This is a genomic window from Pseudomonas sp. 8O (genome assembly GCF_902506495.1).
Lineage (GTDB): Bacteria > Pseudomonadota > Gammaproteobacteria > Pseudomonadales > Pseudomonadaceae > Aquipseudomonas > Aquipseudomonas chaetocerotis.
The window spans coordinates 790,837-816,897 of sequence record NZ_LR733264.1; the positions used below are offsets into that span (position 1 = coordinate 790,837).

General features: G+C 67.4%; 3 protein-coding genes (1 of these 3 only partly in view). All 3 read left to right on the forward strand.

The annotated features are described in order from the left end of the window. Tightly spaced (each overlapping or abutting the next), the 3 genes in view from GV002_RS06445 to GV002_RS06455 form a layout consistent with a single transcriptional unit that may run on beyond the window. Nucleotides 1-9,660 carry a non-ribosomal peptide synthetase gene (locus tag GV002_RS06445; RefSeq protein WP_160018889.1) on the forward strand — a complete coding sequence of 3,220 codons (9,660 nt, stop codon included), beginning with the start codon at nt 1-3 and terminating at the stop codon, nt 9,658-9,660. After that, nucleotides 9,657-25,655, forward strand: coding sequence for a non-ribosomal peptide synthase/polyketide synthase (locus GV002_RS06450; protein ID WP_160017572.1), 15,999 nt, complete (start codon nt 9,657-9,659; stop codon nt 25,653-25,655). Before GV002_RS06445 ends, GV002_RS06450 begins: the two co-directional genes overlap by 4 nt. Continuing rightward, nucleotides 25,645-26,061 carry the beginning of an aspartate aminotransferase family protein gene (locus GV002_RS06455; RefSeq protein ID WP_160017573.1) on the forward strand. 1,005 nt of this gene lie beyond the right edge of the window, so only the first 417 of its 1,422 coding nucleotides appear in the window; the start codon lies at nt 25,645-25,647; its stop codon lies beyond the right edge, outside the window. Before GV002_RS06450 ends, GV002_RS06455 begins: the two co-directional genes overlap by 11 nt.

Sequence of the window (26,061 nt, forward strand, 5' to 3'; positions counted from 1 at the left end):
ATGGTGGATCAGGCGCAGCATTTTGCCGATATTCTGGATTATCACGCCGAGCACGCGCCGGGCCGTGTGGCCATCCGGCATATCGTGGCGGATCAGGGCGAGCCGCTGCTGACGACGTACGCCGAACTGCGCGAGCAGGCGCTGGCCGTCGCCGGCCTGCTGCAGCAGCGTATGGGCTGTCAGGGTGGCGAGCGTTGCGTGCTGATGCTGCCCAGCGGTGCCGATTACGCCGCCGCCTTCTTCGGCTGCCTGTATGCCGGCGTGATCGCGGTGCCGGCCTTTGCGCCGGAGAACAACCGGCAGATGCATATCGAGCGCCTCACCGGCATCCTGCTCGATGCCCAGCCCTCTGTGGTGCTGGCGCCGCGCGAGGTGATCCTGCGTTGCCAGGCGGCATTGCAACCACTGCTCGTGCCTGGCGCGGCGCTGATCGCCATCGAGGATGTCGATGCCCGCGACCGCGCCGGCTACCAGCCACGCCTGATCGCCAGCGATGCGCTGGCCTTCCTGCAATACACCTCGGGCTCCACCCGTGCGCCCAAGGGCGTGATGGTCAGTCACGCCAACCTGCTCGCCAACGAGCGCAGCATGAGCCGGGGTTTCAGCGCCGCTCGGGAGGAGTCCTGGGTCAGCTGGCTGCCGCTGTATCACGACATGGGCCTGATGGCCGGGCTGCTGCTGCCGATCCTGCATGGCGGCACCCTGACGCTGATGGCGCCGAACTTCTTCCTCGCCCGGCCGACGCGCTGGTTGCAGGCCATCAGCCAATACGGCGGCACCTTCTCCGGCGGGCCGGATTTCGCCTATCGCCTGTGCACCGAACGCGTGCCGCAGAGCAGCCTGGAAACGCTCGATCTGAGCAGCTGGCGCCTGGCGTTTTCCGGCTCCGAGCCGATCCGTCTGGACACCCTGCAGGCCTTCAGTCAGCGCTTCGCGGCAGCGGGGTTCCGCGCCCAGGCGCTGGCGCCGAGTTACGGCCTGGCCGAAGCGACGCTGTATGTGTGCGTCGATGCTGCCGAGCGTGAACCGCAGGTGGAAGCGTTCGCCGGCACGACAGCGGGCCAGGCGGACAGCCGCCTGCCGGCCTGTGGCTGGAGCGATGCCGAGCACCCGCTGCGCATCGTCGAGCCGCAGACGCTGGAGGTGCTGGGGGACGATCAGGTCGGCGAAATCTGGGTCGCCGGGCCGAGCATCGCCCAGGGCTACTGGCGCAATCCCGAGGCGACCGCCGAGGCCTTCGTCGAACGTGATGGTCAGCGTTGGCTGCGTACCGGCGACCTGGGCGTGGTGCGCGAGCGTCAGTTGTTCATCGCCGGGCGCCTGAAGGACCTGATCATTCTCAATGGCCAGAACCATTACCCGCAGGACATCGAGCAGGCCCTGGAGCAGGACATCGAGCTGCTGCGCCAGGGGCGTATCGCCGCGTTCGCCGTCACCGACGAGCAGGGGCAGGAGGGTGTCGGCCTGGCGTTGGAGATCAGCCGCAACGTGCGCAAGCTGATCAGTGCCGAGATGATCTGCCAGCGCATCGCCGACGGGATGGGCGAGCGTTTCCAGCTGGCGCCGCAACTGATTCTGCTGCTCGAACCGGGCACCTTGCCGCGTACCACCAGCGGCAAGCTGCAGCGCTCGGCCTGCCGCAGTGGCTGGCAGAACGGCAGCCTGGCGACCTTCGCGCAGTGGTACAAGGGGCGCCTGCAAGGGGCCGATGCGGCCAGTCCGGCGTCGCAAGCCGGCGCCGTGCTGCCGCAGGTGCTACACGCCTGGCAGGAGGTGCTGGGTTGCACGGACCTGGAGCCGGGCGATCACTTCTTCGCGCGCGGCGGGGATTCGGTGGGCGTGATGCAGGTGCTGGCGCGTCTCAACGCCGAGCTGGGGCTGGAGTTGCAGGCCGACAGCCTGTTCGAGCGGCCGCGCCTGGGGGAATTCAGTGCCTGGGTCGCGGCGCAGCCGCGTACGACGCGGCAGATGCCGGCACTGCTGGGCGAGGCGCGTGATGCACAGTGCGCGCAATCCTATGCGCAGCAGCGCCTGTGGTTTCTCGAGCGCTTGCAGGGTGACGCCAGCGCCTACCGGCTGGGCGGTGAACTGCGCTTTCAGGGCCGGCTCGACGAGACGGCGCTGCAGCGCAGCTTCGATGACCTGGTCAGTCGCCACGAGAGCCTGCGCACGCGTTTCGTCGCTGGCGAAGAGGATGGCGTACCGCTGCAGCGCATCGATCCGCCCTTTACCGTCGACCTGACGCGTTTCGATCTGCGTGGCGAGGTAGATAGCGAAGCTGCACTGGCGCGCCTGCGCGATGAACGGATGAACCTGCCACTGGATCTGCAGCAAGGCCCCTTGTGGCACCTCGCCCTGGTGCGGATGGGTGAGGACGATCAGCGCCTGCTGCTGGTGATGCATCACATCATCTGCGACGGCTGGTCGATCCAGGTGCTGATCCGCGAGTTCGCCCAGCTCTACGCCGCCCATGTCCTCGGCCAGGCGGCGAACCTGCCGGCACTTCCGGTGCAGTACGCCGACTACGCGCTCTGGCAGCGGCGCTGGCTGCAGGCGGGCGAGGGCGCGCGTCAGCTGGACTACTGGCGGCGTCAGCTGGGCGATGAGCAGCCGTTGCTGCAACTGCCTGCCGACCATCCGCGCCCGGCTCGGCAGAGCCATCGCGGCGCGCGCCACGCCATTCGTCTCGGTGATGCGCTGAGCCAGCGCCTGCGCGCGCACGCCGCAGATCAGGGCATCACCCTGTTCATGCTGCTGCTGGCCGCCTTCAAGGTGCAGCTGCAGCGCTACAGCGGTCAGCGCGACATCCGCGTTGGCGTGCCCAGTGCCGGGCGCGTGTGCCGGGAAACCGAGGCGCTGATCGGCTTCTTCGTCAACACCCAGGTGCTGCGCAGCGAGTTCGGCGGCGAGCACCGCTTCGCCGATGTCGTGGCCCAGGTTCGGGCAGCGGCCCTCGGCGCGCAGGATCACCAGTTGCTGCCCTTCGAGCAACTGGTCGAGGCGCTTGCGCCGCAGCGCAGCCTGAGCCACAACCCGCTGTTTCAGGTGAAGTTCACCCAGCAGTTCGCCCTGGCCCAGGACCTGGCCCTGCCCGAGGTGACCCTCAGCGCGCGCCAACTGGACGAGCAGGCCGCGCACTTCGATCTGGGGTTGGACATCACCGACCTGCCCGAAGGTATCGAGGCCGCCTTCACCTATGCGCAGGATCTGTTCGAGGCGCCGCGCATCGCTGGTTTCGCCGCCGATTTCGAACATCTGCTGGAGCAACTGCTGGCGCAGCCACAAGCGCCACTGGCCAGCCTGCAACTCGCGGCACAGCCTTCGCAGGTCGTGGGCGTCGAGCGCAGGTTCGCCGCTGCGCAGGTGCTCGACCTGTGGCAGCCGCAGGTGCACGGCGAGGCCGTGGCACTGATGCACGACGGCGTGCCCTGCAGCTTCGCCGCACTGGAAGCCCAGGCCAATCAGCTGGCGCAGCACTTGCTCGCCCTAGGCGTTGTGCCGGAGCAGCGCGTCGGCCTGTGCCTGCAGCGTTCGCCGGCTTTCGTCATCGGCCTGCTGGCCGCGCTCAAGGTCGGCGCCGCCTTCGTGCCGCTCGATCCGGCCTGGCCGGCGCAGCGCCAGGCCTTCGTCCTGGCCGACAGCGCCTGTGTCGTATTGCTCGGTGAAGCCGCGTCGGCGCAATCCTTCGCCGGCCCACAGCTGGACTTCAGCGCCGATGCGTCGTGGCGCCAGCGGCCCAGCGATGCGCCAACGGTGCCGGTGCATCCGCTACAGGCGGCCTACCTGATCTACACCTCCGGCACCACCGGCCAGCCAAAGGGCGCGGTGATCAGCCATGCGGCCCTGGCCGACTACGTGCAGGGCTTGTTGGAACAACTGGCACTGGCGCCTGAGGCGAGCATGGCGATGGTCTCCACCGTGGCGGCCGACCTGGGCCATACCGTCCTGTTCGGTGCGCTGCTGTCCGGGCGGACCCTGCACCTGCTGAGCCCGGAAAGCGTGGCCGACGCCGATAGCCTGGCGGACTACCTGAGCACCTGGCAGGTCGGCATTCTCAAGATCGTGCCGACTCATCTGGCCGGCCTGCTGCAGGCTGGCGTTGGGGTGCGGGCCATCCCGTCTCATGCCCTGATCTTCGGCGGCGAAGCGCTGCCGGCCGAGCTGGTGAAGGAGGTCAAGCGCCTGCGTCCGCAGTGCCGGGTGATCAATCACTATGGCCCCAGCGAAACCACGGTCGGCGTGCTGACTCACGAGGTCACGGAAGCCGAGCTGGCAGCCCTGGACGGCGTGGTACCGATTGGCCGGCCATTGCCCAACGTCCGCGCGCTGGTGCTGGACGCTGGCATGACGCCGCTGCCGCAGGGTGCGGTCGGCGAGCTGTACCTGGGTGGGCCTGGCCTGGCGCGCGGCTATCTCGAGCGTCCGGGGCTGACGGCGGCGAGTTTCCTGCCCGATCCCTTTGCCAACGGTGAGCGTCTATATCGCACCGGCGACCGTGCGCGCCTGCTGGCCGACGGGCGTATCGAATTTCTCGGGCGCGGTGATGATCAGGTCAAGGTGCGCGGTTATCGCGTTGCCCTCGGCGAAATTGTGGCGCAGTTGCGCGGCCTGGCGGGCATCGCCGATGCCCATGTGCAGCTGGACGAACGCGGCCAGTTGCTCGCCTACGTGGTCGCGCAGGAGTCTTCTCTCGACCCCGCGCAGGTGCAGGCGCAGCTTGCCGAGCGCCTGCCGGACTACATGCTGCCGAGCCATGTGCTGCTGCTCGAACGCTTCCCGTTGACCGCCAATGGCAAGCTCGACCGTCAGGCGCTGCCGCAGCCACAGGCGGCAGAGCAGGGCTTCGAGGCGCCGCATGAGGGCGTCGAGACGCAACTGGCGGCGCTCTGGCAGCAGGTGCTGAAGGTCGAACGTGTCGGCCGTCGCGACAACTTCTTCGCCCTCGGTGGCGACTCCATCCTCAGCCTGCAGATCATCGCCCGTGCGCGGCGCCAGGGCATTCGTCTGACGCCCAAGCAGTTGTTCGAGAAGCAGAGCATCGCCGAACTGGCGCAGGTCGCCGTCCTCACCGAGGCACCGGCGACGCCCGTGGGAGCGAGTGCCGAGGTGACGCACAGCTTCGCCCTGACGCCGATCCAGGCGCGCTTCTTTGCCCAGCCCCCGGCGCGTATCGGCCACTGGAACCAGTCCTTGCTGCTGGCGGTGGACGAGCCGCTCGACGCCCGTGCGCTGGCCGAGGCACTGGCGGCCGTGGTGCGTCATCACGCCAGTCTGCGCCTGAGTTTCCAGCAGGATGCGCAGGGTAACTGGCAGCAGCGTTATCGTGATGCACAGCCGGCGCAGGAGCTGCTGTGGGTCTGCCAGGTGGCCGCCGCCGACGACCTGCCGGCGCTGTGCGACGAAGCCCAGCGCAGCCTCGATATCGAGCGCGGCCCGTTGCTGCGCGCGGTATTGGCGCAGTTGCCGGACGGGCGCAATCGCCTGTTGCTGGCTGTCCACCATCTGGCGGTCGATGGCGTGTCCTGGCGCGTTCTGCTCGACGATCTGCAGCAGGCCTACACGCAGCGACTGGCCGGACAGGTGGTCAGCCTCGCAGCGGTGGTCGCGAGCTTCCAGCAGTGGTCGGCGCATTTGCAGGCCCTGGCCGGCAGTGCGGACCTGGCGGCGCAACTGGAGTACTGGCAGGGCTTCAGCGCGGCCGAAGCCTGCCTTCCCTGCGACCGACCCGAAGGCAGTGCCAGGATCGCCGATGCTGGCCAGTTGCACTTGCAGCTCGATGCAGCCACCACCGCGCGCCTGCTCGGCGAGGTGCCGGCGGCTTACCGCACGCAGATCAACGACGTGCTGCTGGCGGCGCTGGCCCAGGCCTTGTGGCAGTGGAGCGGGCGCCGACGCACGGTGATCAGCCTGGAGGGCCATGGCCGCGAAGGCGATCAGCTCGACCTGAGTCGCACGCTCGGCTGGTTCACCAGTCTCTATCCGGTCGCGCTGCAAACCGGTGATGACCTCGGCGCTACCCTCAAGCAGGTCAAGGAAGGGTTGCGTCAGGTGCCGGACAAGGGCATCGGCTACGGCGTGCTCAAGTACCTGGCCAAGGCCCCGTTGGAGGAGTTGACGGGCGAGGGGCTGACCTTCAACTACCTGGGCCGTTTCGATGACGAAGCTGCTGCACGCTGGCGTCTGGCCGACGAAGCGAGCGGTGCGCCACGCGACGGCAGCGGCCCGCTGGCCAATGCCCTGGCCATCGACGGCCAGGTAGGTGGCGGTTGTCTGCAACTGGCGCTGACCTACAGCCGTGCGCGCTTCGAGACGCGCAGCGTCGAGCGTCTGCTGGCCCTCTACGAACAGGCGCTGCGGCAACTGATCGAGCATTGCTGCGCGCCTGGTGCCGGTGGCCTGACGCCTTGCGATTTCCCCCTGGCAACGCTCGGCCAGGCGCAGCTCGACGCGCTGCCTCATGCGCCGCAGCAGATCGAAGACCTGTTCCCGCTGGCACCGATGCAGCAGGGCATTCTGCTGCACAGCCAGCTGGAGCAGGGCAGCGGCATCTACCTGATGCAGGACCAGTACGCCGTGGCCAGTGCGCTGGACGTGGAGGCCTTCACTCATGCCTGGCAACAGGTGGTGCAGCGTCACCCGGCGCTGCGCACGGCCTTCTGCAACCTCGACGGCACGCCGCATCAGCTGGTGCTGCGTCAGGTGCCGTCGCCGGTGCAGTTCCTCGACTTCAGCGAACTGCCGCGTGATGAAGCCGAGGCCAGGTTGCAGGCGATCCTGCGCGAGGAGCGTCAGCGTGGCTTCGACTTCACCCAGGCGCCTTTACTGCGCCTGCGCCTGGTGAAGTTCGCCGAAGCCGATCTGCGCATCGTGCAGAGCCATCACCATGCCCTGATCGACGCCTGGTGCCGGGGCCTGATGCTGGCCGAGTTCTTCGCCCAGTACCGCGCTCGCCTGCTCGGGCGCAGCCTGCAACTGCCGCCGGCGCGGCCCTATCGCGACTTCATCGCCTGGCTCGCACGCCAGGACGAGGCGGCCAGCCGCCGCTACTGGCGCGATGCGCTGGCCGGCTTCGACACGGTCACGCCGCTGCCTTATCGCCGCCAGCAGGGCGAGGCGGGCATGCATGACGTCAGCCTCGCGCTCGATGCCGGGCAGACCCGCACGCTGGCCGAGCAGGCGCGTAACCATCAACTGACCGTCAACACCTTCGTCCAGGCCGCCTGGGCGCTGTTGCTGATGCGCTACAGCGGGCGCGATGACGTGCTGTTCGGCGTCACCGTAGCCGGCAGGCCCACCGAGCTGGAGGGCATCGAAGAGGCGCTGGGGCTGTTCATCAATACCCTGCCACTGCGCGTTCGAGTGCCGGGCGAGGCAGTGACTGGCCTGCACCTGCTGCAGGCGCTGCAGGCGCAGAACGCCGGCATGCGCCAGCATGAGCAACTGTCCCTGGCCGAGGTGCAGAACCTTGCCGGCACGCCGCGCGGCCAGCCGCTGTTCGACAGCCTGTTCGTGTTCGAGAACGTGCCGCTCGGTGGTGAAGTACAAGAGGCGGTCGAGACCTACCGCATCACGCCGCTGGCCAACCGCACCCACACCAACTATCCGTTGACCGTGGTGCTGCTGCCGGGTGCCAGCCTGACCCTGCAACTGAGCTTCGACACCCAGCAGTTCGCCGTGGCCGACATGCAGGTGCTGGTGGAGCATTTCCGTCGTCTGCTGTTGCAGCTGAGCGAGGCGCCGCAGCGTCCGTTGAGCGAGCTGCGCCTGCTCGATGAAAACGAGCGCGACGCCCTGTGCCGACTGGGCCAGGGCGCCATGCAGCCGCACTGGTATGCGCAGAGCTACCTGGCGCGTTTCGAGGCGCAGGTGCAGCAGCAGGGCGCACGTAGCGTCGCCCGCTGCCAGGGGCAGACGCTGTCCTACCTCGAACTCAACGAGCGGGCCAACCTTATCGGCCATGGCCTGATCGAGTGCGGTGTGCAGTTCGATGACGTGGTGGCGCTGTATGCACCCCGTGGTCTGCCACTGCTGAGCCTGATCATCGGCGCCTTCAAGGCCGGTGCTGCCTACCTGGCGCTTGACGAGCGCCATCCGCCGGCGCGCAGCGCGCGCATGCTGGCCAGCAGCGCCGCGCCGGTGCTGATCACCCTGCGCGAGCAACTGGCGCAGGTTCAGGCGATGCTCGCCGAACTGCTGCAGCCGCCGCGCGTGCTGGTCTATGAGGACGTGCTGGAGCATGGCCGCCGCGACAACCCCGGGCGCTACGCCGGCCCCGAGCACCTGGCTTACCTGATCTACACCTCCGGCTCCACCGGCGAGCCCAAGGGGGTGATGGTCAACCAGCGCGGCATGCTCAACAACCAGTTGGCCAAGGTGCCTTACCTGCAACTCGGCGAAGCGGACGTGATCGCCCAGACTGCCGCCACCGGCTTCGATATCTCGGTCTGGCAGCTGCTCACCGCGCCGCTGTTCGGTGGCGCGCTGGAGATCATCCCCGATGCCATCACCCACGATCCGCAGGCCTTGCTCGCGTGCGTCGCTGATACCGGGGTGAGCGTGCTGGAGGCGGTGCCGGCGGTGATCGACGGCATGCTCGAAGCTGCGCCCATGGCGCTGCCGGCACTGCGCTGGCTGTTGCCCACCGGCGAGGCGCTGAGCCATGAGCTGGCCACGCGCTGGTTCGACCGCTACCCGCAGGTGCCGATGATCAACGCCTACGGCCCGGCCGAGTGCGCCGATGACGTGGCGCTGTACCGCCTGAACGCGGCGCCGGCCCGTCGGCAGTCCATCGCCATTGGCCAGCCGACCGACAACAACCGCCTGTACGTGCTGGGCGACGACCTCGAGCTGCTGCCCGCTGGCGTGGTCGGCGAGCTGTACATCGGCGGCACCGGTGTGGGCCGTGGCTATGCCGCGCGCCCGGGGCTGACGGCCGAACGCTTCGTGCCCGACCCCTTCGGCGCACCGGGCGAGCGCCTGTATCGCAGTGGCGACCTGGCGCGCTGGAATGCCGAGGGCCAGCTCGAATACGTCGGCCGGGTGGACTTCCAGGTGAAGATCCGTGGCCAGCGCATCGAGCTGGGCGAGATCGAAGCCTGCCTGCTGGCCAGTGCGCCGCTGCGTCAGACCGTGGTGGTCGCCCACGAGGGAGCAGCCGGTACGCAGCTGATCGCCTATGGCGTGGCCGAAGCCGGCCAGAGCATCGATCAGCAAGCCTTGCGAGCGGAGCTGGCTGCGCAGCTGCCAGCCTTCATGGTGCCGGCGCAGATCATGCTGTTGCCGCGCCTGCCGCTCAACGCCAACGGCAAGCTGGATCGCCGCGCGCTGCCGGCACCACAGGTGCAGGCACACAGCTTCGAGGCGCCACAGGGTGAGCTGGAACAGCACCTGGCACAGCTCTGGCGCGACCTGCTCAAGGTGGAGCAGGTCGGCCGTCACGACCACTTCTTCGAGCTCGGCGGCCACTCGCTGCTGGCCACCCGCCTGCTGGCGCTGATCCGCGAGACGCGCGGCGTCACGGTGCCGCTGGCGCAGGCCTTCGAGGCCACCACCGTGGCCGCCATGGCCAGCCTGATCCGCACCCTGGAAAGCCAGGCCCTCAACGATGAACGGCTGGATGCGCTCGACGACCTGATGAGCGCTCTGGAGGAAATTCAGTGAATCTGTTGCATGACAAAGCCCTGCTGCTGTCGCGTCGCTTTCTCGGCCTGGGGCCACTGCAGCGCCGTGCCTTCCTCGACAAGCTGCGCGAACAGGGGCTCGACGCCTCGGCGCTGCCGATCCCAGCGGGTGCGGCCGATGCCGAAGGCAGCGTGCTGTCGTACGCGCAGCAGCGCCTGTGGTTCCTCGAACAGCTGCAGCCGGGCAACAGCGCCTATCACCTGCCGGGCGCCCTGCAATTGCAGGGGCCATTGGACGAGGCCGCGCTGCTGGGCGCCTTCGGTGATCTGGCGCAGCGTCACCCGAGCCTGCGCACGCGCTTCTTCGCCGATGCCGACGGCAATCCGCGTCAGTGCGCCGAAGCAGCGCCGGCACTGAGCCTGGAGCCGCTGCAGGGCGATGACTTTGCCGCCCTGGCGCGTGAGTTCGCCCAGCGCCCGTTCGATCTCGAGCAGGCGCCGCTGTGGCGCATCGGTTTGCTGCGCCAGGATGAGCAGCGGCATGCGCTGCTGGTCTGTCTGCACCACATCATCGCCGACGGCTGGTCGATCCAGCTGCTGTTGACCGAACTGGCGCAGTTCTACCGTGCGCGCGTGCAGGGCGAACCTGCCGCGCTCGCCGAGCTGCCGCTGAGTTACGCCGACCATGCCCTGTGGCAGCGTGCCTGCCTGGATGCCGGCGAAGGCGAGCGGCAACTGGCCTACTGGCGCGAACAACTGGGCGACGAACAGCCGTTGCTGGAGCTGCCCTGCGATCATCCGCGCCCGGCGCAGCAGAGCTTTCGTGGCGCGCGCCTGGCCTTTCGCGTGGAGCCCGCGCTGGCGGCGCGCGTGCGCGAACTGGCCCGGCAACAGGGCTGCACGCCGTTCACCGTGTTGCTGGCGGCCTACAAGGTGCTGTTGCAGCGCACCAGCGGGCAGCGCGACCTGCGTGTTGGCGTGCCCATCGCCGGGCGTACGCAGAGCGAAACCCAGGGGCTGATCGGCTTCTTCGTCAACACCCAGGTGCTGCGCAGCGAGCTGAGCGGCGAGCAGAGTTTCGAGCAACTGCTGGTGCAGGTGCTGCGTACGGCGCAGGGCGCCCAGGCGCATCAGACGCTGCCTTTCGAGCAACTGGTAGAGGCGCTGGCGCCCGAGCGCAGTCTCAGCCACAACCCGCTGTTCCAGGTGCTGTACAACCACCAGCAGCGCCCGCAGGACAGCCTGCAACTGACCGCCGACCTGCGTGCCGAGCTGATCGCCCTGGACAGCGGCAGCGCCCAGTTCGACCTGGCCCTGCACACCTGGGAAGGCCCAGGCGAAGAGCTGGCCGGCAACTGGAACTACGCCCTGGATCTGTTCGAAGCAGCCACGGTCGAGCGTCTGCATCAGCGCTTCATCCGCCTGCTGGAGCAGTTGCTGGCACAGCCGCAACTGGCCATCGGCGAGCACCGCCTGGACGATGATCAGGATCGTCTGGCGCTGACCAGCTTCAACGCCACCCGCGTCGATTACGGCGCGGTCGAGCCGGTACATCGTCAGTTCGAACGCCGCGTGCAGGCGCAGCCGCAGGCCATCGCTCTGGTGTGCGGCGAGCAGCGTTTGAGCTACGCCGAGCTGGACCTGCGCGCCAACCAGTTGGCTCATCATCTGCAAAAACTTGGCGTGAACCGCGACAGCCTGGTGGGTGTGGCGGCGCTGCGTTCGGTGGAGATGGTGGTGGCGCTGTACGCCATCCTCAAGGCCGGCGGCGCCTATGTGCCGATGGACCCGGAGTACCCGGCCGAACGCCTGCGCTACATGCTCGAAGACTCTGGCGTCAGCTTGCTGTTGAGCCATGACGCGGTAATCGACAGCCTGCCGCAGGTGGGCGGTGTGCAGGTGCTCAACCTCGATCATCTGGATCTTTCTCAAGAGCCGCAGACCGCGCCCGAGGTGGACATTCACCCCGAGCAACTGGCCTACCTGATCTACACCTCCGGCTCCACCGGCAAGCCCAAGGGCGCCGGTAACAGCCATGCGGCACTGTACAACCGCCTGGCCTGGATGCAGGAGGCCTACAACCTGACGGCTGAAGATCGGGTGCTGCAGAAAACCCCGTTCAGCTTCGACGTGTCGGTGTGGGAATTCTTCTGGCCATTGATCAGCGGTGCGCGCCTGGTGATGGCGCAGCCGGGCGATCACCGCGACCCGGCCAAGCTGGTCGAGCTGATCGCGCGTGAAAAAATCAGCACTCTGCACTTCGTGCCCTCGATGCTGGCGGCCTTTGTCAGCCATGGCGAGCTGCACGGCTGCGACAGCCTGCGACGCATCGTCTGCAGCGGTGAAGCGTTGCCGGCAGAGCTGGCCAGCAGCACGCGGCAACTGCTGCCGCAGGCCGAGCTGTACAACCTGTATGGCCCGACCGAAGCGGCCATCGACGTGACCCACTGGCGCTGCAGCGGCCAGGAACGGCGCAGCGTGCCGATTGGTCGACCGATCGCCAACCTGCAGATCCATATCCTCGACGAGCGTCTCAATCCGCAGCCGATTGGTGTAGCCGGCGAGCTGTATATCGGTGGCATCGGCCTGGCGCGCGGTTATCACCGCCGTCCGGGGCTGACCGCCGAGCGTTTCGTTGCCAGCCCCTTCGGCGACGGCGAGCGCTTGTATCGCAGTGGCGACCTGGCGCGTTGGACCGAAGAGGGCGTGCTGGAGTACCTGGGCCGCATCGACCATCAGGTGAAGCTGCGTGGCCTGCGCATCGAGCTGGGTGAGATCGAAGCTGCACTGCTGGAGCATCCGGCGCTGCGCGAAGCGGTGGTGTTGGTGCGCGACCAGCAACTGGTGGCCTATGTGGTCGGCGGCGATTACGACGAGAGCGAGCTGCGGGCGCGGCTTAAACAACTGCTTCCTGAGTTCATGCTGCCGAGCCATGTAATGCAGCTCGAACGCCTGCCGTTGTCGCCCAACGGCAAGCTGGAACGCAAGGCGCTGCCGGAGCCGCAACGCATCCAGCGCGACTACCAGGCGCCGTGTGCGGGAATTGAAAGCCAGTTGGCGACCATCTGGCAGGAACTGCTGGGTGTGGAGCAGGTAGGGCGCGATGACAACTTCTTCGAGCTGGGTGGCGATTCCATTCTCAGCCTGCAGATCATTGCTCGTGCCCGCCGTCAGGGCATCGAGCTGACGCCACGGCAGCTGTTCGAACGCCAGAGCATCGCCGAGCTGGCTCAGGTCGCAACCCGCAGCGCCGAGGCACCGAGCTGCATCATCGACAGCCAGCGCGACATCCCGCTGACGCCGATCCAGCACTGGTTCTTCGCCCAGCCGATGAACAATCGTCAGCACTGGAACCAGTCGGTGCTGCTCAGCGCGCGCGAGCCGCTGCAGCCGCAGCGCCTCAACGCTGCCCTGCAGGCCGTGCTGGCGCAACACGATGCCCTGCGCCTGCGTTTCCAGCAGCAGGGCGACGCTTGGCGCCAGCGCTATGCGGCCGAGGCCGAAACGCTCGAACTGCGCGTCGAGCGCTGCAGCCTGGCCGAGCTGAGCGCGCTGTGCGATGAGGTGCAGGCCAGCCTCGATCTGAGCCGTGGCCCGCTGTTGCGCGCCGTGCTGGTGCAGTTGCACGAGGGCGGCGAGCGGCTGTTGCTGGTGGTTCATCACTTGGTAATCGATGGTGTTTCCTGGCGCATCCTGCTCGATGACCTGCAGCGCGCCTACGCGCAACTGGGCGTGGGCGCTGCTGCCGATCTGGGGCGCAAGAGCAGTGCCTGGCAGAGCTGGAGCGAGCGCCTGGCGGCCTATGCATCCAGCCCCGAAGTGGCCGCCGAACGTACCTACTGGCAGGCGCTACCGACTGATCGCGGGTTGCCCTGCGAACACCCGCAAGGGCACAACCTGACGGCCTGCGCCGAGCATTTGCAGGTGCAGCTCGACCCCGCCACCACCGAGGCGCTGCTGACACAGGCACCGGCGGCGTACCGCACGCAGGTCAACGACCTGCTGCTCAGTGCGCTGGCTCATGCCCTGCGTGACTGGAACGGACAGGCGCAAACCCTGATCGCCCTCGAAGGCCATGGCCGCGAAGCGCTGTTTGAGGATCTGGACCTGAGCCAGACCCTGGGCTGGTTCACCAGCCTCTACCCGCTGTTGCTGCAGGCCCGTGATGACTGGGATGCGACCCTCAAGGGCACCAAGGAGAATCTGCGTCAGGTGCCGCACGGTGGCATCGGTTACGGCCTGCTGAAATACCTGCAGGGCGATGACCTGCCTGCGCTGGATGACGCACTGCTGTTCAATTACCTGGGGCGCATGCAGGCGAGCGGGCAGCTGTTCGACCTAGCTGAGGAAGTGTCCGGCGCGCAACGCGACGCCAGCGCGCCGCTGGCCTGTGCCCTGGCCCTGGACGGTCGCGTCACGGGCGGCTGCCTGCACTTCACCTGCACCTTCAGCCATGAGCGCTTCGCCCGCGAACGCATCGTCGAGCTGCTCGAAGCGTACCGCCGCGCGCTGGTCGAGCTGGTGCAGCACTGCCGTACACAGGCGGCTGTCACCCCCAGCGATTTCCCCTTCGTGCCGCTCGGCCAGGCCGATCTCGACAGCCTGCCGCTGCCGGCTCGGCAGATCGAGGACATCTATCCGCTGACGCCGATGCAGCAGGGGCTGCTGTTCCACAGCGAACTGCAGGTGGCCGATGGCGCCTACGTCAATCAGCTCAGTCTGGAGGTCGAGGGCTTGCCGGTGGCGCGCTTCAAGGCCGCCTGGGCGGCTGCGCTGCAGCGCCATCCGCTGCTGCGCGGGGCATTTTTGCGCCTGGGCGTCGATCAACAGGCGGTGCAGCTGGTGCAGCGCGAGGCACAGCTGACGATTCGCGAGTTGGAGGGCGCCGACCTCGACCTGCAAGCACTGCTGCGCGAGGAGCGCGAGACGCCATTCGATCTGACGCGGCCGCCGCTGATGCGCCTGGTGCTGGTACGCCTGGGCGAAGGGCGTCATCAACTGATCTGGACGCTGCACCATATCCTGCTCGATGGTTGGAGCAGTGCCGCGCTGCTGGCGCAGGTGCTGCAGGACACACGCGGCGAGGGCGGTGTGCAGGCGCTCGGGCATTACCCGGATTACCTGGCCTGGCTGCAACGCCAGGATATCGCCGCCAGCGAGGCGTTCTGGCGTGAGCAGTTGCAGGGCTTCGATGAGCCGACGCTACTGGCCGGCAGCCTGCGCAATGAGCTGTCTGCCGGCGGCAGCGGCGTGCATGTCCTGAACCTGCCGCGTGCTGAACTCGAAGCCTTCGCCAAGGCTCGACGCATCACCCTCAATACCCTGATCCAGGCGGCCTGGACGCTGCTCCTGCAGCGTTATTGCGGGCGCCGCCAGGTGGCCTTCGGCGCCACCGTAGCGGGGCGGCCGGCGAGTGTGGCGGGCATCGAACACATGCTTGGCCTGTTCATCAATACCCTGCCGGTGGTGCAGGCTCCGCAGCCACATGAGCCGGTCGGTGACTGGCTCGACGTGCTGCAGGCGCACAACCTGGCGCTGCGCGAGCACGAGCAGGTGCCGCTGTTCCGCTTGCAGCAACTGGCCGGCCACGCCGGGCGCGAGCTGTTCGACACCCTGCTGGTGTTCGAGAACTACCCGGTGGATCAGGTGCTGCAAGGGCAGGGCGCTGGCCTGCGCTTCGCCAACCTGCAAGCGCACGAGCAGACCCATTACCCGCTGAGCCTGGCGGTAATGGCAGGCAACGAACTGCAGGTGCACTGGCATTATCAGCGCGCGCATTTCAGCGACCGGCAGATCACCGGCATGAGTCGCCAGTTCGAACAGCTGCTACACGCCCTGTGCGCCGATGCGCAGCGCTGCATCGGTGAACTGCCCTTGCTGGATGCAAGCGAGGTGGCCGAAGTCGAGGCCTGGAATGACCCGGCAGCGGCTCCGAGCACCATTCAGCTATTGCCAGAGCGCATCGCCGAACAGGCGCGCCTACGCCCGACTGCCATCGCTCTGGTACATGGCCAGCAGCGCCTGAGCTTCGCCGAGCTGGAAGCCCGCGCCAATCGCCTGGCTCATCAGCTGATTGCCCGTGGCGTCGGTGCCGAGGTGCGCGTCGGTGTGGCCCTGGAGCGCGGCATCGAGTTGTTCGTCGCCCTGCTGGCGGTGCTCAAGGCTGGCGGCGCCTACGTGCCGCTGGACCCGGACTACCCCGGCGAGCGCCTGCGCTACATGCTCGAAGACGCCGGGGTGAAGCTGCTGCTGAGCCACCAGGCGGCCTTGCCACGCTTGCCCGAAGTGGCCGGTATCGAGGTGCTCGACCTCGATCATCTGGAACTGAGCGGCGAGTCGTCAGAAGCGCCCGCGATAGAGATTCATCCCGAGCAACTGGCCTATCTGATCTACACCTCCGGCTCCACCGGCAAGCCCAAGGGCGTGGCCGTGCCTCATGGCGCCATCGCCCTGCATTGCCAGGCCATTGGCGAGCGTTACGAACTGACCGCCGAGGATCGTGAGCTGCATTTCCTCTCGGTCAGTTTCGACGGTGCCCACGAGCGTTGGCTCACGCCGCTGAGCCATGGTGCGCGGGTGGTAATCCGTGACCAGCAACTGTGGAGCGTGCAGCAGACCTACGACTGCCTGATCGCAGAAGGCATCAGCGTGGTAGCACTGCCACCGAGCTACCTGCGCCAGTTGGCCGAGTGGGCCGAGCAATGCGGCCAAGCGCCCGGGGTGAAGACCTACTGCTTCGCCGGCGAAGCCTTCAGTCGCGAGCTGTTGCAACAGGTGATCCGCAGCCTGCAACCGCAATGGATCATCAACGGCTACGGGCCGACCGAAACCGTGGTGACGCCAACCCTGTGGCGAGTGCCGGCGGCCACGGCCGATTTCACCACTGCTTATGCACCGATTGGTGACCGTGTGGGCGTACGCCAGGGTTATGTGCTGGATGCCGACCTCAACCTGCTGCCGGTCGGTGTGGCTGGCGAGCTGTATCTGGGCGGCTTACTGGCGCGTGGCTATCTGGATCGACCGGGCGCTACCGCCGAGCGTTTCGTGCCCAATCCGTATCGCCCCGGTGAGCGCCTGTACCGCACTGGCGACCGTGTGCGCCTGGGCGTCGATGGCCAGCTGGAATACCTGGGCCGGCTGGATCAGCAGATCAAGCTGCGCGGCTTCCGCATCGAAATCGGCGAAGTCGAGGCGGCGCTGAAAGCCTGTGCCGGCGTGGGCGAAGCGCTGGTGGTGGTCAAGGGCAGTGCTGCCGGTAAGCGTTTGGTGGGCTACGTCAGCGGCCAGGGCTTGAGCGAGAGTGAGCTGAAAACGCAGCTAAAGCAGCGCCTGCCGGCGCATATGGTGCCGAGCCATATCCTGGCGCTGGAGCGTCTACCGCTGCTGCCCAATGGCAAGCTGGACCGGCAGAGCTTGCCCGAGCCGCAGGTGGAGGCGGGTGCTTACCAGGCGCCGCGTACCGAGCAGGAACGACTGCTGGCCGAGCTGTGGAGCGAGTTGCTGGAACAGCCGCGCATCGGCCGTGACGATCACTTCTTCGAACTGGGCGGCCACTCGCTGCTGGCGACGCAGCTGATATCCCGCCTGCGCCACGCGCACGGTCTGGATCTGCCGCTGCGCGCCGTGTTCGAGGCGCCGCTGCTCAGCGATCTGGCCAGGCAGCTGGAACAAGCTGGAAGCGCCGTCGACCTGCCTCTGCAGGCCAGAGGCGAGCGGGCGCAGGCGCCACAGTCCTTCGCTCAGCAGCGCTTGTGGTTCCTTCAGCAACTGGAGCCGAGCAGCAGTGCCTATCATCTGCCGGGCGTGCTGCGCCTGCGCGGTGAGGTGGACCAGCAGGCGCTGCAGCAGGCCTTCGAAGCGTTGGCCGAGCGTCACTGGATTCTGCGTACCACCTTCACCCAGGACGCTCAGGGCCAGCCGCTGCAATGCATACAGCCGCAGGCATCGGTGAACCTGGAGATGCTCCAGGCCAGGGGCGAGCACGCCTTCCAGGCCATGGCGCGGGCATTCATGGAAAAGCCTTTCGAGCTGCAGCAGTCGCCGCCCTGGCGTGTCGCCCTGGTGACGCTGGAGCCGGGCGAGCAGCGCCTGCTGCTGTGCCTGCATCACCTGCTGTCCGATGGCTGGTCCGTGCAGGTTCTGCTGGCCGAGTTCGCTGCCCTGTACAACGCCGCCCGCACTGGCGTGGCGGCTGAACTGCCGGCATTGATTGTGCAATACGCCGATTACGCGGCCTGGCAGCGTGAGTGGCTGGCCGGCGGCGAAGGTGCGCGGCAACTGACCTACTGGCGCGAGCGACTGGGCGACGAGCAGCCACTGCTGGAACTGCCCTGCGACCACCCGCGACCGGCGCGGCAGAGTTTTCGCGGCGGGCGGGTGCATTTCCGTCTCGGCGCGGCGCTGGGTGAGCGCCTGCGCGAGCTGGCCCAGGCGCAGCACGCGACGCCCTTCATGTTGCTACTGGGCACCTACAAGGTGCTGCTGCACCGTATGAGCGGGCAGCGCGACCTGCGCGTCGGCGTGCCCATCGCCGGGCGTACGCGCACCGAGGTCGAAGGGCTGATCGGCTTGTTCGTCAACACCCAGGTGCTGCGCAGCGAGATTGCTCCGCAGCAGAGCTTCACGGCGTTGGTCGAGCAGATCAGGCGCACCAGCCTGGACGCCCAGGCGCACCAGGAGCTGCCTTTCGAGCAACTGGTCGAGGCGTTGCAGCCCGAGCGTAGCCTCAGCCACAACCCGCTGTTCCAGGTGGCCTATGACCACCAGCAGGTGCGCCACGAGGCACTGGGGCAACTGCAGGATCTGCACGCCGAGGTGCTGACTCTGGCCGATGGCGGCAGCCAGTTCGACCTGGCGCTCAACACCCAGGAAGATCGCCACGGTCAGTTCAGCGGCAACTGGAACTACGCCCGGGATCTGTTCGAGGCGGCCACGGTCGAGCGTCTGCACCAGCGTTTCATTCGCCTGCTGGAGCAGTTGCTGGCACAGCCGCAACTGGCCATCGGCGAACACCGCCTGGACGATGATCAGGATCGTCTGGCCCTGACCAGCTTCAACGCCACCCGCGTCGATTACGGCGCGGTCGAGCCGGTACATCGTCAGTTCGAACGCCGCGTGCAGGCGCAGCCGCAGGCCATCGCCCTGGTGTGCGGCGAGCAGCGTTTGAGCTACGCCGAACTGGACCTGCGCGCCAACCAGCTGGCCCACCATCTGCAGAAACTTGGCGTGACTCGCGACAGCCTGGTGGGCGTGGCGGCGCTGCGTTCGGTGGAGATGGTGGTGGCGCTGTACGCCATCCTCAAGGCCGGCGGTGCCTATGTGCCGATGGACCCGGAATACCCGGCCGAACGCCTGCGCTACATGCTCGACGACGCCGGCGTCAGCCTGCTGCTGAGCCACGACGCGGTGATCGACAGCCTGCCGCAGGTGGGCGGTGTGCAGGTGCTCAACCTCGATCATCTGGATCTTTCTCAAGAGCCGCAGACCGCGCCCGAGGTGGACATTCACCCCGAGCAGCTGGCCTACCTGATCTACACCTCCGGCTCCACCGGCAAGCCCAAGGGCGCCGGCAACAGCCATGCGGCGCTGTACAACCGCCTGGCCTGGATGCAGGAGGCTTACCAGCTCACGGCTGAAGACCGGGTGCTGCAGAAAACCCCGTTCAGCTTCGACGTGTCGGTGTGGGAGTTCTTCTGGCCATTGATTAGCGGTGCGCGCCTGGTGATGGCGCAACCGGGCGATCACCGCGACCCGGCCAAGCTGGTCGAGCTGATCGAGCGCGAGCGCATCAGCACCTTGCACTTCGTGCCCTCGATGCTGGCGGCCTTTGTCGGTCATGGTGACTTGCACGGCTGCGACAGCCTGCGCCACATCGTCTGCAGTGGCGAAGCGTTGCCGGCAGAGCTGGCCGGCAGCACGCGTCAACTGCTGCCGCAGGCCGAGCTGTACAACCTGTATGGCCCGACCGAAGCGGCCATCGACGTGACCCACTGGCGCTGCAGTGGCCAGGAACGACGTAGCGTGCCGATTGGCCGACCGATCGCCAACCTGCAGATTCATATCCTCGACGAGCGTCTCAACCCGCAGCCCATCGGTGTGGCAGGGGAGTTGTATATCGGTGGCATCGGCCTGGCGCGCGGTTATCACCGCCGTCCGGGGCTGACCGCCGAACGCTTCGTTGCCAGCCCCTTCGGCGACGGCGAGCGCCTGTACCGCAGTGGTGACCTGGCGCGCTGGACCGAAGAGGGTGTGCTGGAATACCTGGGTCGCATCGACCATCAGGTGAAGTTGCGCGGCTTGCGCATCGAGCTGGGTGAGATCGAAGCTGCACTGCTGGAACATCCGGCGCTGCGTGAGGCGGTGGTGCTGGTGCGCGACGTGGCGGGTAGCCCGCAACTGGTGGCCTACGTGGTCGGCGATACGTTCGAGGAAGAAGCGCTGCGCGCTCAGCTCAAGCAGCGTTTGCCCGAGTTCATGGTGCCGAGCTACTTCGTAGCGCTGGAGCGCCTGCCGCTGTCGCCCAATGGCAAGCTGGAGCGCAAGGCGCTGCCGGAGCCGCAGCGCATCCAGCGTGACTACCAGGCGCCGCGCCCCGGGCTGGAAAGCCAGCTTGCAAACATCTGGCAGGAGCTGCTGGGTGTGGAGCGGGTAGGGCGTGAGGATGATTTCTTCGCCCTCGGCGGTCATTCGCTGCTGGCCACGCAGCTGGTGTCGCAGATTCGTCGTCAACTGCAGCGTGAGCTGCCGCTGCGCGCCGCCTTCGAAGCCAGCACCCTCAGTTTTCAGGCCTTGCAGCTGGCGGCCGCCGACGCCGCGCCTGGCTTCGGCCTGCAGGCCCGCCAACGCGCAGCGCGCAGCCCGCAGTCCTTCGCTCAGCAGCGTCTGTGGTTCCTTGCCCAGCTGGAGCCCGACAGCCTGGCCTACCACCTGCCTTGTGCCGTGCGCCTGACGGGTGAGTTGGATATCCAGGCCCTGCAACGCAGCTTCGACAGCCTGGCGCAGCGTCATGAAAGCCTGCGCACCACCTTCGCCAGCGGCGACGCGGGTGAGCCTTTGCAATGTGTGCAGCAGCCGACTGCGGTCGGCCTCGAGCGCCTGCAGGCGCCGGACGAGACGCAGCTGCGACAGCAGGTCGATACCTTCAATCAGCGCCCCTTCGACCTCGAACAGAGCCCGCCCTGGCGTGTGGCACTGATCGAACTGGGCCCGCAGCAGCACGTGCTGCTGCTCTGCCTGCATCACATCATCGCCGATGGCTGGTCGATCCAGGTGCTGCTCGACGAGTTCGCCGCGCTCTATCGGGGCCATGCCGAAGGGCAGCCGGTGGAACTGGCGGCACTGCCGATCCAGTACGCCGACTATGCCCTGTGGCAGCGCGATCATCTCGCTGGCAGTCGCCTTGCCGAGCAGGTGCAGTGGTGGCGTGAGCAGCTCGGCAATGAACAGCCGCTGCTGGAGCTGCCGGGGGATCGGCCGCGTCCGGCCGTGCGTCTGGGGCAGGGGGCGCGGCATGCCTTCAGCGTGCCGGCCAGCTTGGCCGAGCGACTGCGCGAGCAGGCGCAGTTGCATCAAGTCACGCCGTTCATGCTGATCCTGGCGGTCTACCAGGGCCTGCTGTATCGCCTGACCGGCCAGCATGACCTGCGCGTCGGCGTGCCGGTGGCCGGGCGCACCCAAGGCGAGAGCGAGGGGCTGATCGGCCTGTTCGTCAACACCCTGGTGATTCGCAGTGAAGTGGATGCGCAGCACTCGTTCGTCGACCTGCTGCGTCAGGTCAAGTCGCGGGTGGTCGGTGCCCAGGCCCACCAGGATGTGCCCTTCGAGCAACTGGTCGATGTTCTGCAGCCGGAGCGCAGCCTTAGCCACAACCCGCTGTTCCAGGTGGCTTACAACCATCAACGCCAGGACCATCGTGCGCTACAGGCGCTGCCCGGCCTGCAGTGTGAAAGCCTCGACTGCCAGGGGCAGAGCGCTCAGTTCGACCTGGTGCTGGGCACCCTCGAACAGGCGGATGGCCGCCTCGAGGCCTACCTGGATTACGCCACCGATCTGTTCGATGCCTCCAGCGTCGAGCGTCTGGCCGGCCAGCTCCTGCGCCTGCTCGATGGCGCCTGCCGCATGCCGCAGGCGTCGCTGGCTGATCTGCCCTTGCTGGGCGAGGCCGAGGTAGCCGAAGTCGAAGCCTGGAACGACCCAGAACCGCTTCCGAACAGCATCCAGCTATTGCCAGAACGGATTGCCGAACAGGCACGCCTGCGCCCGACGGCCATCGCCCTGGTACACGGCCAGCAGCGCCTGAGCTTCGCCGAGCTGGAAACCCGCGCCAATCGTCTGGCCCATCAACTGATCGCCCGTGGTGTCGAAGCTGAGGTGCGCGTCGGTGTGGCCCTGGAGCGCGGTATCGAGTTGTTCGTCGCCTTGCTGGCAGTGCTCAAGGCTGGCGGCGCCTATGTGCCGCTGGACCCGGACTACCCCGGCGAGCGCCTGCGCTACATGCTCGAAGACGCCGGGGTGAAGCTGCTGCTGAGCCACCAGGCGGCCTTGCCGCGCTTGCCCGAAGTGGCCGGTATCGAGGTGCTCGACCTCGATCACTTGCCGGTGAATGATCAGCCGGAGCAGGCGCCCGAGGTGAATATTCACCCCGAGCAACTGGCTTATCTGATCTACACCTCCGGCTCCACCGGCAAGCCCAAGGGCGTGGCGGTGCCTCATGGCGCCATCGCCCTGCATTGCCAGGCGATTGGCGAGCGCTATGAACTGACGGCCGAGGATCGCGAGCTGCACTTCCTCTCGGTCAGTTTCGACGGTGCCCACGAGCGTTGGCTCACGCCGCTGAGCCATGGTGCGCGGGTGGTAATCCGTGACCAGCAACTGTGGAGCGTGCAGCAGACCTATGACTGCCTGATCGCCGAGGGCATCAGCGTGGTGGCCTTGCCGCCGAGCTACCTGCGCCAGTTGGCCGAATGGGCTGAGCAATGCGGTAAAGCGCCCGGGGTGAAGACCTATTGCTTCGCCGGTGAAGCCTTCAGCCGCGAGCTGTTGCAACAGGTGATTCGCAGCCTGCAACCGCAGTGGATCATCAACGGTTACGGGCCGACTGAAACCGTGGTCACGCCAACCCTGTGGCGAGTGCCGGCGGCCATGGCCGATTTCGCCACTGCTTACGCGCCGATTGGTGACCGTGTCGGCACACGCCAAGGTTATGTGCTGGATGCCGACCTCAACCTGTTGCCGGTCGGTGTGGCTGGCGAGCTGTACCTGGGTGGGTTGCTGGCGCGGGGTTACCTGGATCGACCGGGCGCCACCGCCGAGCGCTTCGTGCCCAATCCGTATCGCCTGGGTGAGCGCCTGTACCGCACGGGCGACCGCGTGCGCCTGGGCGCTGACGGTCAGCTGGAATACCTGGGCCGGCTGGATCAGCAGATCAAGCTGCGCGGCTTCCGCATCGAGATCGGCGAAGTCGAGGCGGCGCTGAAAGCCTGCACCGGCGTGGGCGAAGCGCTGGTGGTGGTCAAGGACAGTGCTGCCGGTAAGCGTCTGGTGGGTTACGTCAGCGGCCAGGGTCTGAGCGAGAGTGACCTGAAAGCGCAGCTCAAGCAGCGCCTGCCGGCGCATATGGTGCCGAGCCATATCCTGGCGCTGGAGCGCCTGCCGCTGCTGCCCAACGGCAAGCTGGACCGGCAGAGCTTGCCCGAGCCGCAGGTGGAGGCGGGTGCTTACCAGGCGCCGCGTACCGAGCAGGAACAGTTGCTGGCCGGGCTGTGGACCGAGCTGCTCGGTATTGGTCAGATCAGCCGCGATGCCCAGTTCTTTGCCCTGGGCGGCGACTCGATCCAGTCCCTGAGCCTGGTGACACGGCTGCGCAAGGCCGGTTGGGAGCTGACGCCCAAGGCGGTATTCCAGCATCCGCGCCTGGTCGATCTGGCGGCGGTGCTGACACCCGTCAGCACTCAACCCGCGATGGTGCCGCGCGCCAGTGGCTCACTGCCGCTGACGCCGATCCAGGCGCATTTCTTCTCGCTGCCCATGGCCAACCGTGCGCACTGGAACCAGGCATTGCTGCTCGACGTGCGTCGACCCTTGCAGACCGCGCCTCTGCAGCGTGCGCTGCAGGGGCTGATCGAGCATCACGATGCGCTGCGCCTGGCCTTCCGCCAGGATGAAGCGGGCAACTGGCAGGCCTTCTATCGGGACAAGGAGCAGGCCGAGCGTCTGTTCTGGCAGCGCCGCATCGACTCGGACGCAGTCCTGCAGGCGCAATGCGAGGCTGCCCAGCGCAGCCTGGACCTGCAGCACGGCCCACTGCTGCGGGTGCTGCTTGCGGACATGCCCGATGGCGGCCAGCGCCTGTTGCTCGCCGCTCATCACCTGATCATCGATGGCGTTTCCTGGCGCATCCTGCTGGATGATCTGGCCCGCGCCTACCAGCAGGCTGTGGCTGGCCAGCCGGTCGATCTCGGTGACCGGCCAGGCAGCTATCAGGCCTGGGCCGAGCACCTGTGGCGCCACGCGCAGGGAGTGCCGCTGTCCAGCGAGATGGACTACTGGCAGGCGCAGCGTGCCGGCCAGCGTTTGCCCGTGGATGACCCGGCCGGCGAGGCGAGCCATGCCCAGGTGCAGACCTGTACCTGGCAACTGAGCGAAGCGCAGACCCGACGTCTGCTGCGCGAGACTCTGCAGCAGCAGGATGCGCGTATGGACGAAGTGCTGCTCGCCGCGTTGGCCGAAGGGTTGCGCCGCTGGGGCGGCCTCGATGACAGCCTGATCGCCCTGGAAGGTCATGGGCGCGAATGGCTCGACGAACAGGCTGAGCAGGATATCGGCCGTACGCTGGGCTGGTTCACCAGTCTCTACCCGCTGCGTCTGCAAGCGCAGGAAACGCTGCCGCAGACCCTGGCCGACGTTCGCCAGCGCCTGCGCGGCGTGCCCAACAAGGGCCTGGGTCATGGCCTGCTGCGCCACCTGGGTAACGCGGAACAACGCCGCAGCCTGGCCGAGCTGGGCGAGCCCGAGATTGCCTTCAACTACCTGGGGCAGTTCGACGCGCAGCTCGGCGATGGTCACTTCGCCCCCGCCAGCGAGTCGCCGGGCACTCTGGTCGATCCGGCCACGGCGTTGACCCAGGAGCTGGAAATCAACGGCCAGGTGTTCGCCGGCCGCCTGAGCCTCAGTTGCCGCTTCAGCGCACAGCGCCATCGCCTGCAGCGTATCGAGGCGTTGCTGGCGGCGGTGGGCGATGCGCTGCAAGCCCTGATCGACGACACGCCGGCCGCGTCTGCAACACGGCAGGAAGCCCCGACGGCTGCCGCGCCCAGCCCCTTGCTGCGTCTGAACCAGGCGGATACCGGGCGGCCCGCGCTGTTCTGCGTTCACCCGGTCAGCGGCACGCTGGTCGGTTACTACCCCTTGGCCCGCGCCCTGACGCCGCACTGGCAGGTGTTCGGCCTGCAGAACCGGCAATTGCTACAGCCGTCCTGGCGTGATCAGAGCCTCGAACAGATGGCCCGCGATTACGTCAGGGTGATGCTGGAAACCCAGGCGCAGGGGCCTTACCACCTGCTCGGCTGGTCGATGGGTGGCGCCCTGGTGCTGGCCATGGCCCGTCTGCTGGAGCGCCTGGGCAAAACGGTGGCCTTCGTCGGCCTGGTCGACGGCTATGTACCCGGTGCCGGTCTGGCTCGCGCACCACGCGCTGACGTGGCAGAGGCGTCGGTCACGGGCGACGACGACTGGCAACAGTTGCTCGCCCTGGAGCGGCACATGCACGCACTGGCCGCGCAATACCGGCACATCCAGCCGTTGCGCAGCCCGGTGCAGGCCTGGTGGGCCGCGCACTCGCCGGAGAACAACCGCAACGGCGAGGCACTGTTGCAGGCCGCGCTGGGCCACGAGTTGCACCTGTCGAGCTGGGTCCAGGCCGACCACCTGGGCATCGTCCGCGATCCGTCCTTTATCGAACACCTGGGCCGGCAACTGGCCGTGCTCGATCAATCGTCACGGCCACTGGGCCTGGAGAGTCACGATCATGCAAATTGAACCGCATTACGATCCGCTGCCGATGCCTGTCGCGCTCGATCTCGCCCCTGAGACCACGCTGCGCGGCGCCGACTATCGCTTCGCCAGCACGGCCAGGCTGCAGCACCAGAGCGAGGTGGAGTCCAACGCGCGCAGCTATCCCAGGCGCATCCCGCTGGAGCTGCGCCGCGCCGAGGGCATCCACGTGCAGGACAGCGAGGGACGCTGGTTCATCGATTGTCTGGCCGGTGCCGGCACCCTGGCGCTGGGGCACAACCATCCCGTCGTGTTGCAGGCCATTTGCGGCCTGCTCGATGGCAAGCGGCCGCTGCACACGCTGGACCTGATGACCGAAGCCAAGGACGAGTTCATCAATGAACTGTTCGCCTGCCTGCCGGCCGAGTTCGCCCGCGATGCGCGCATCCAG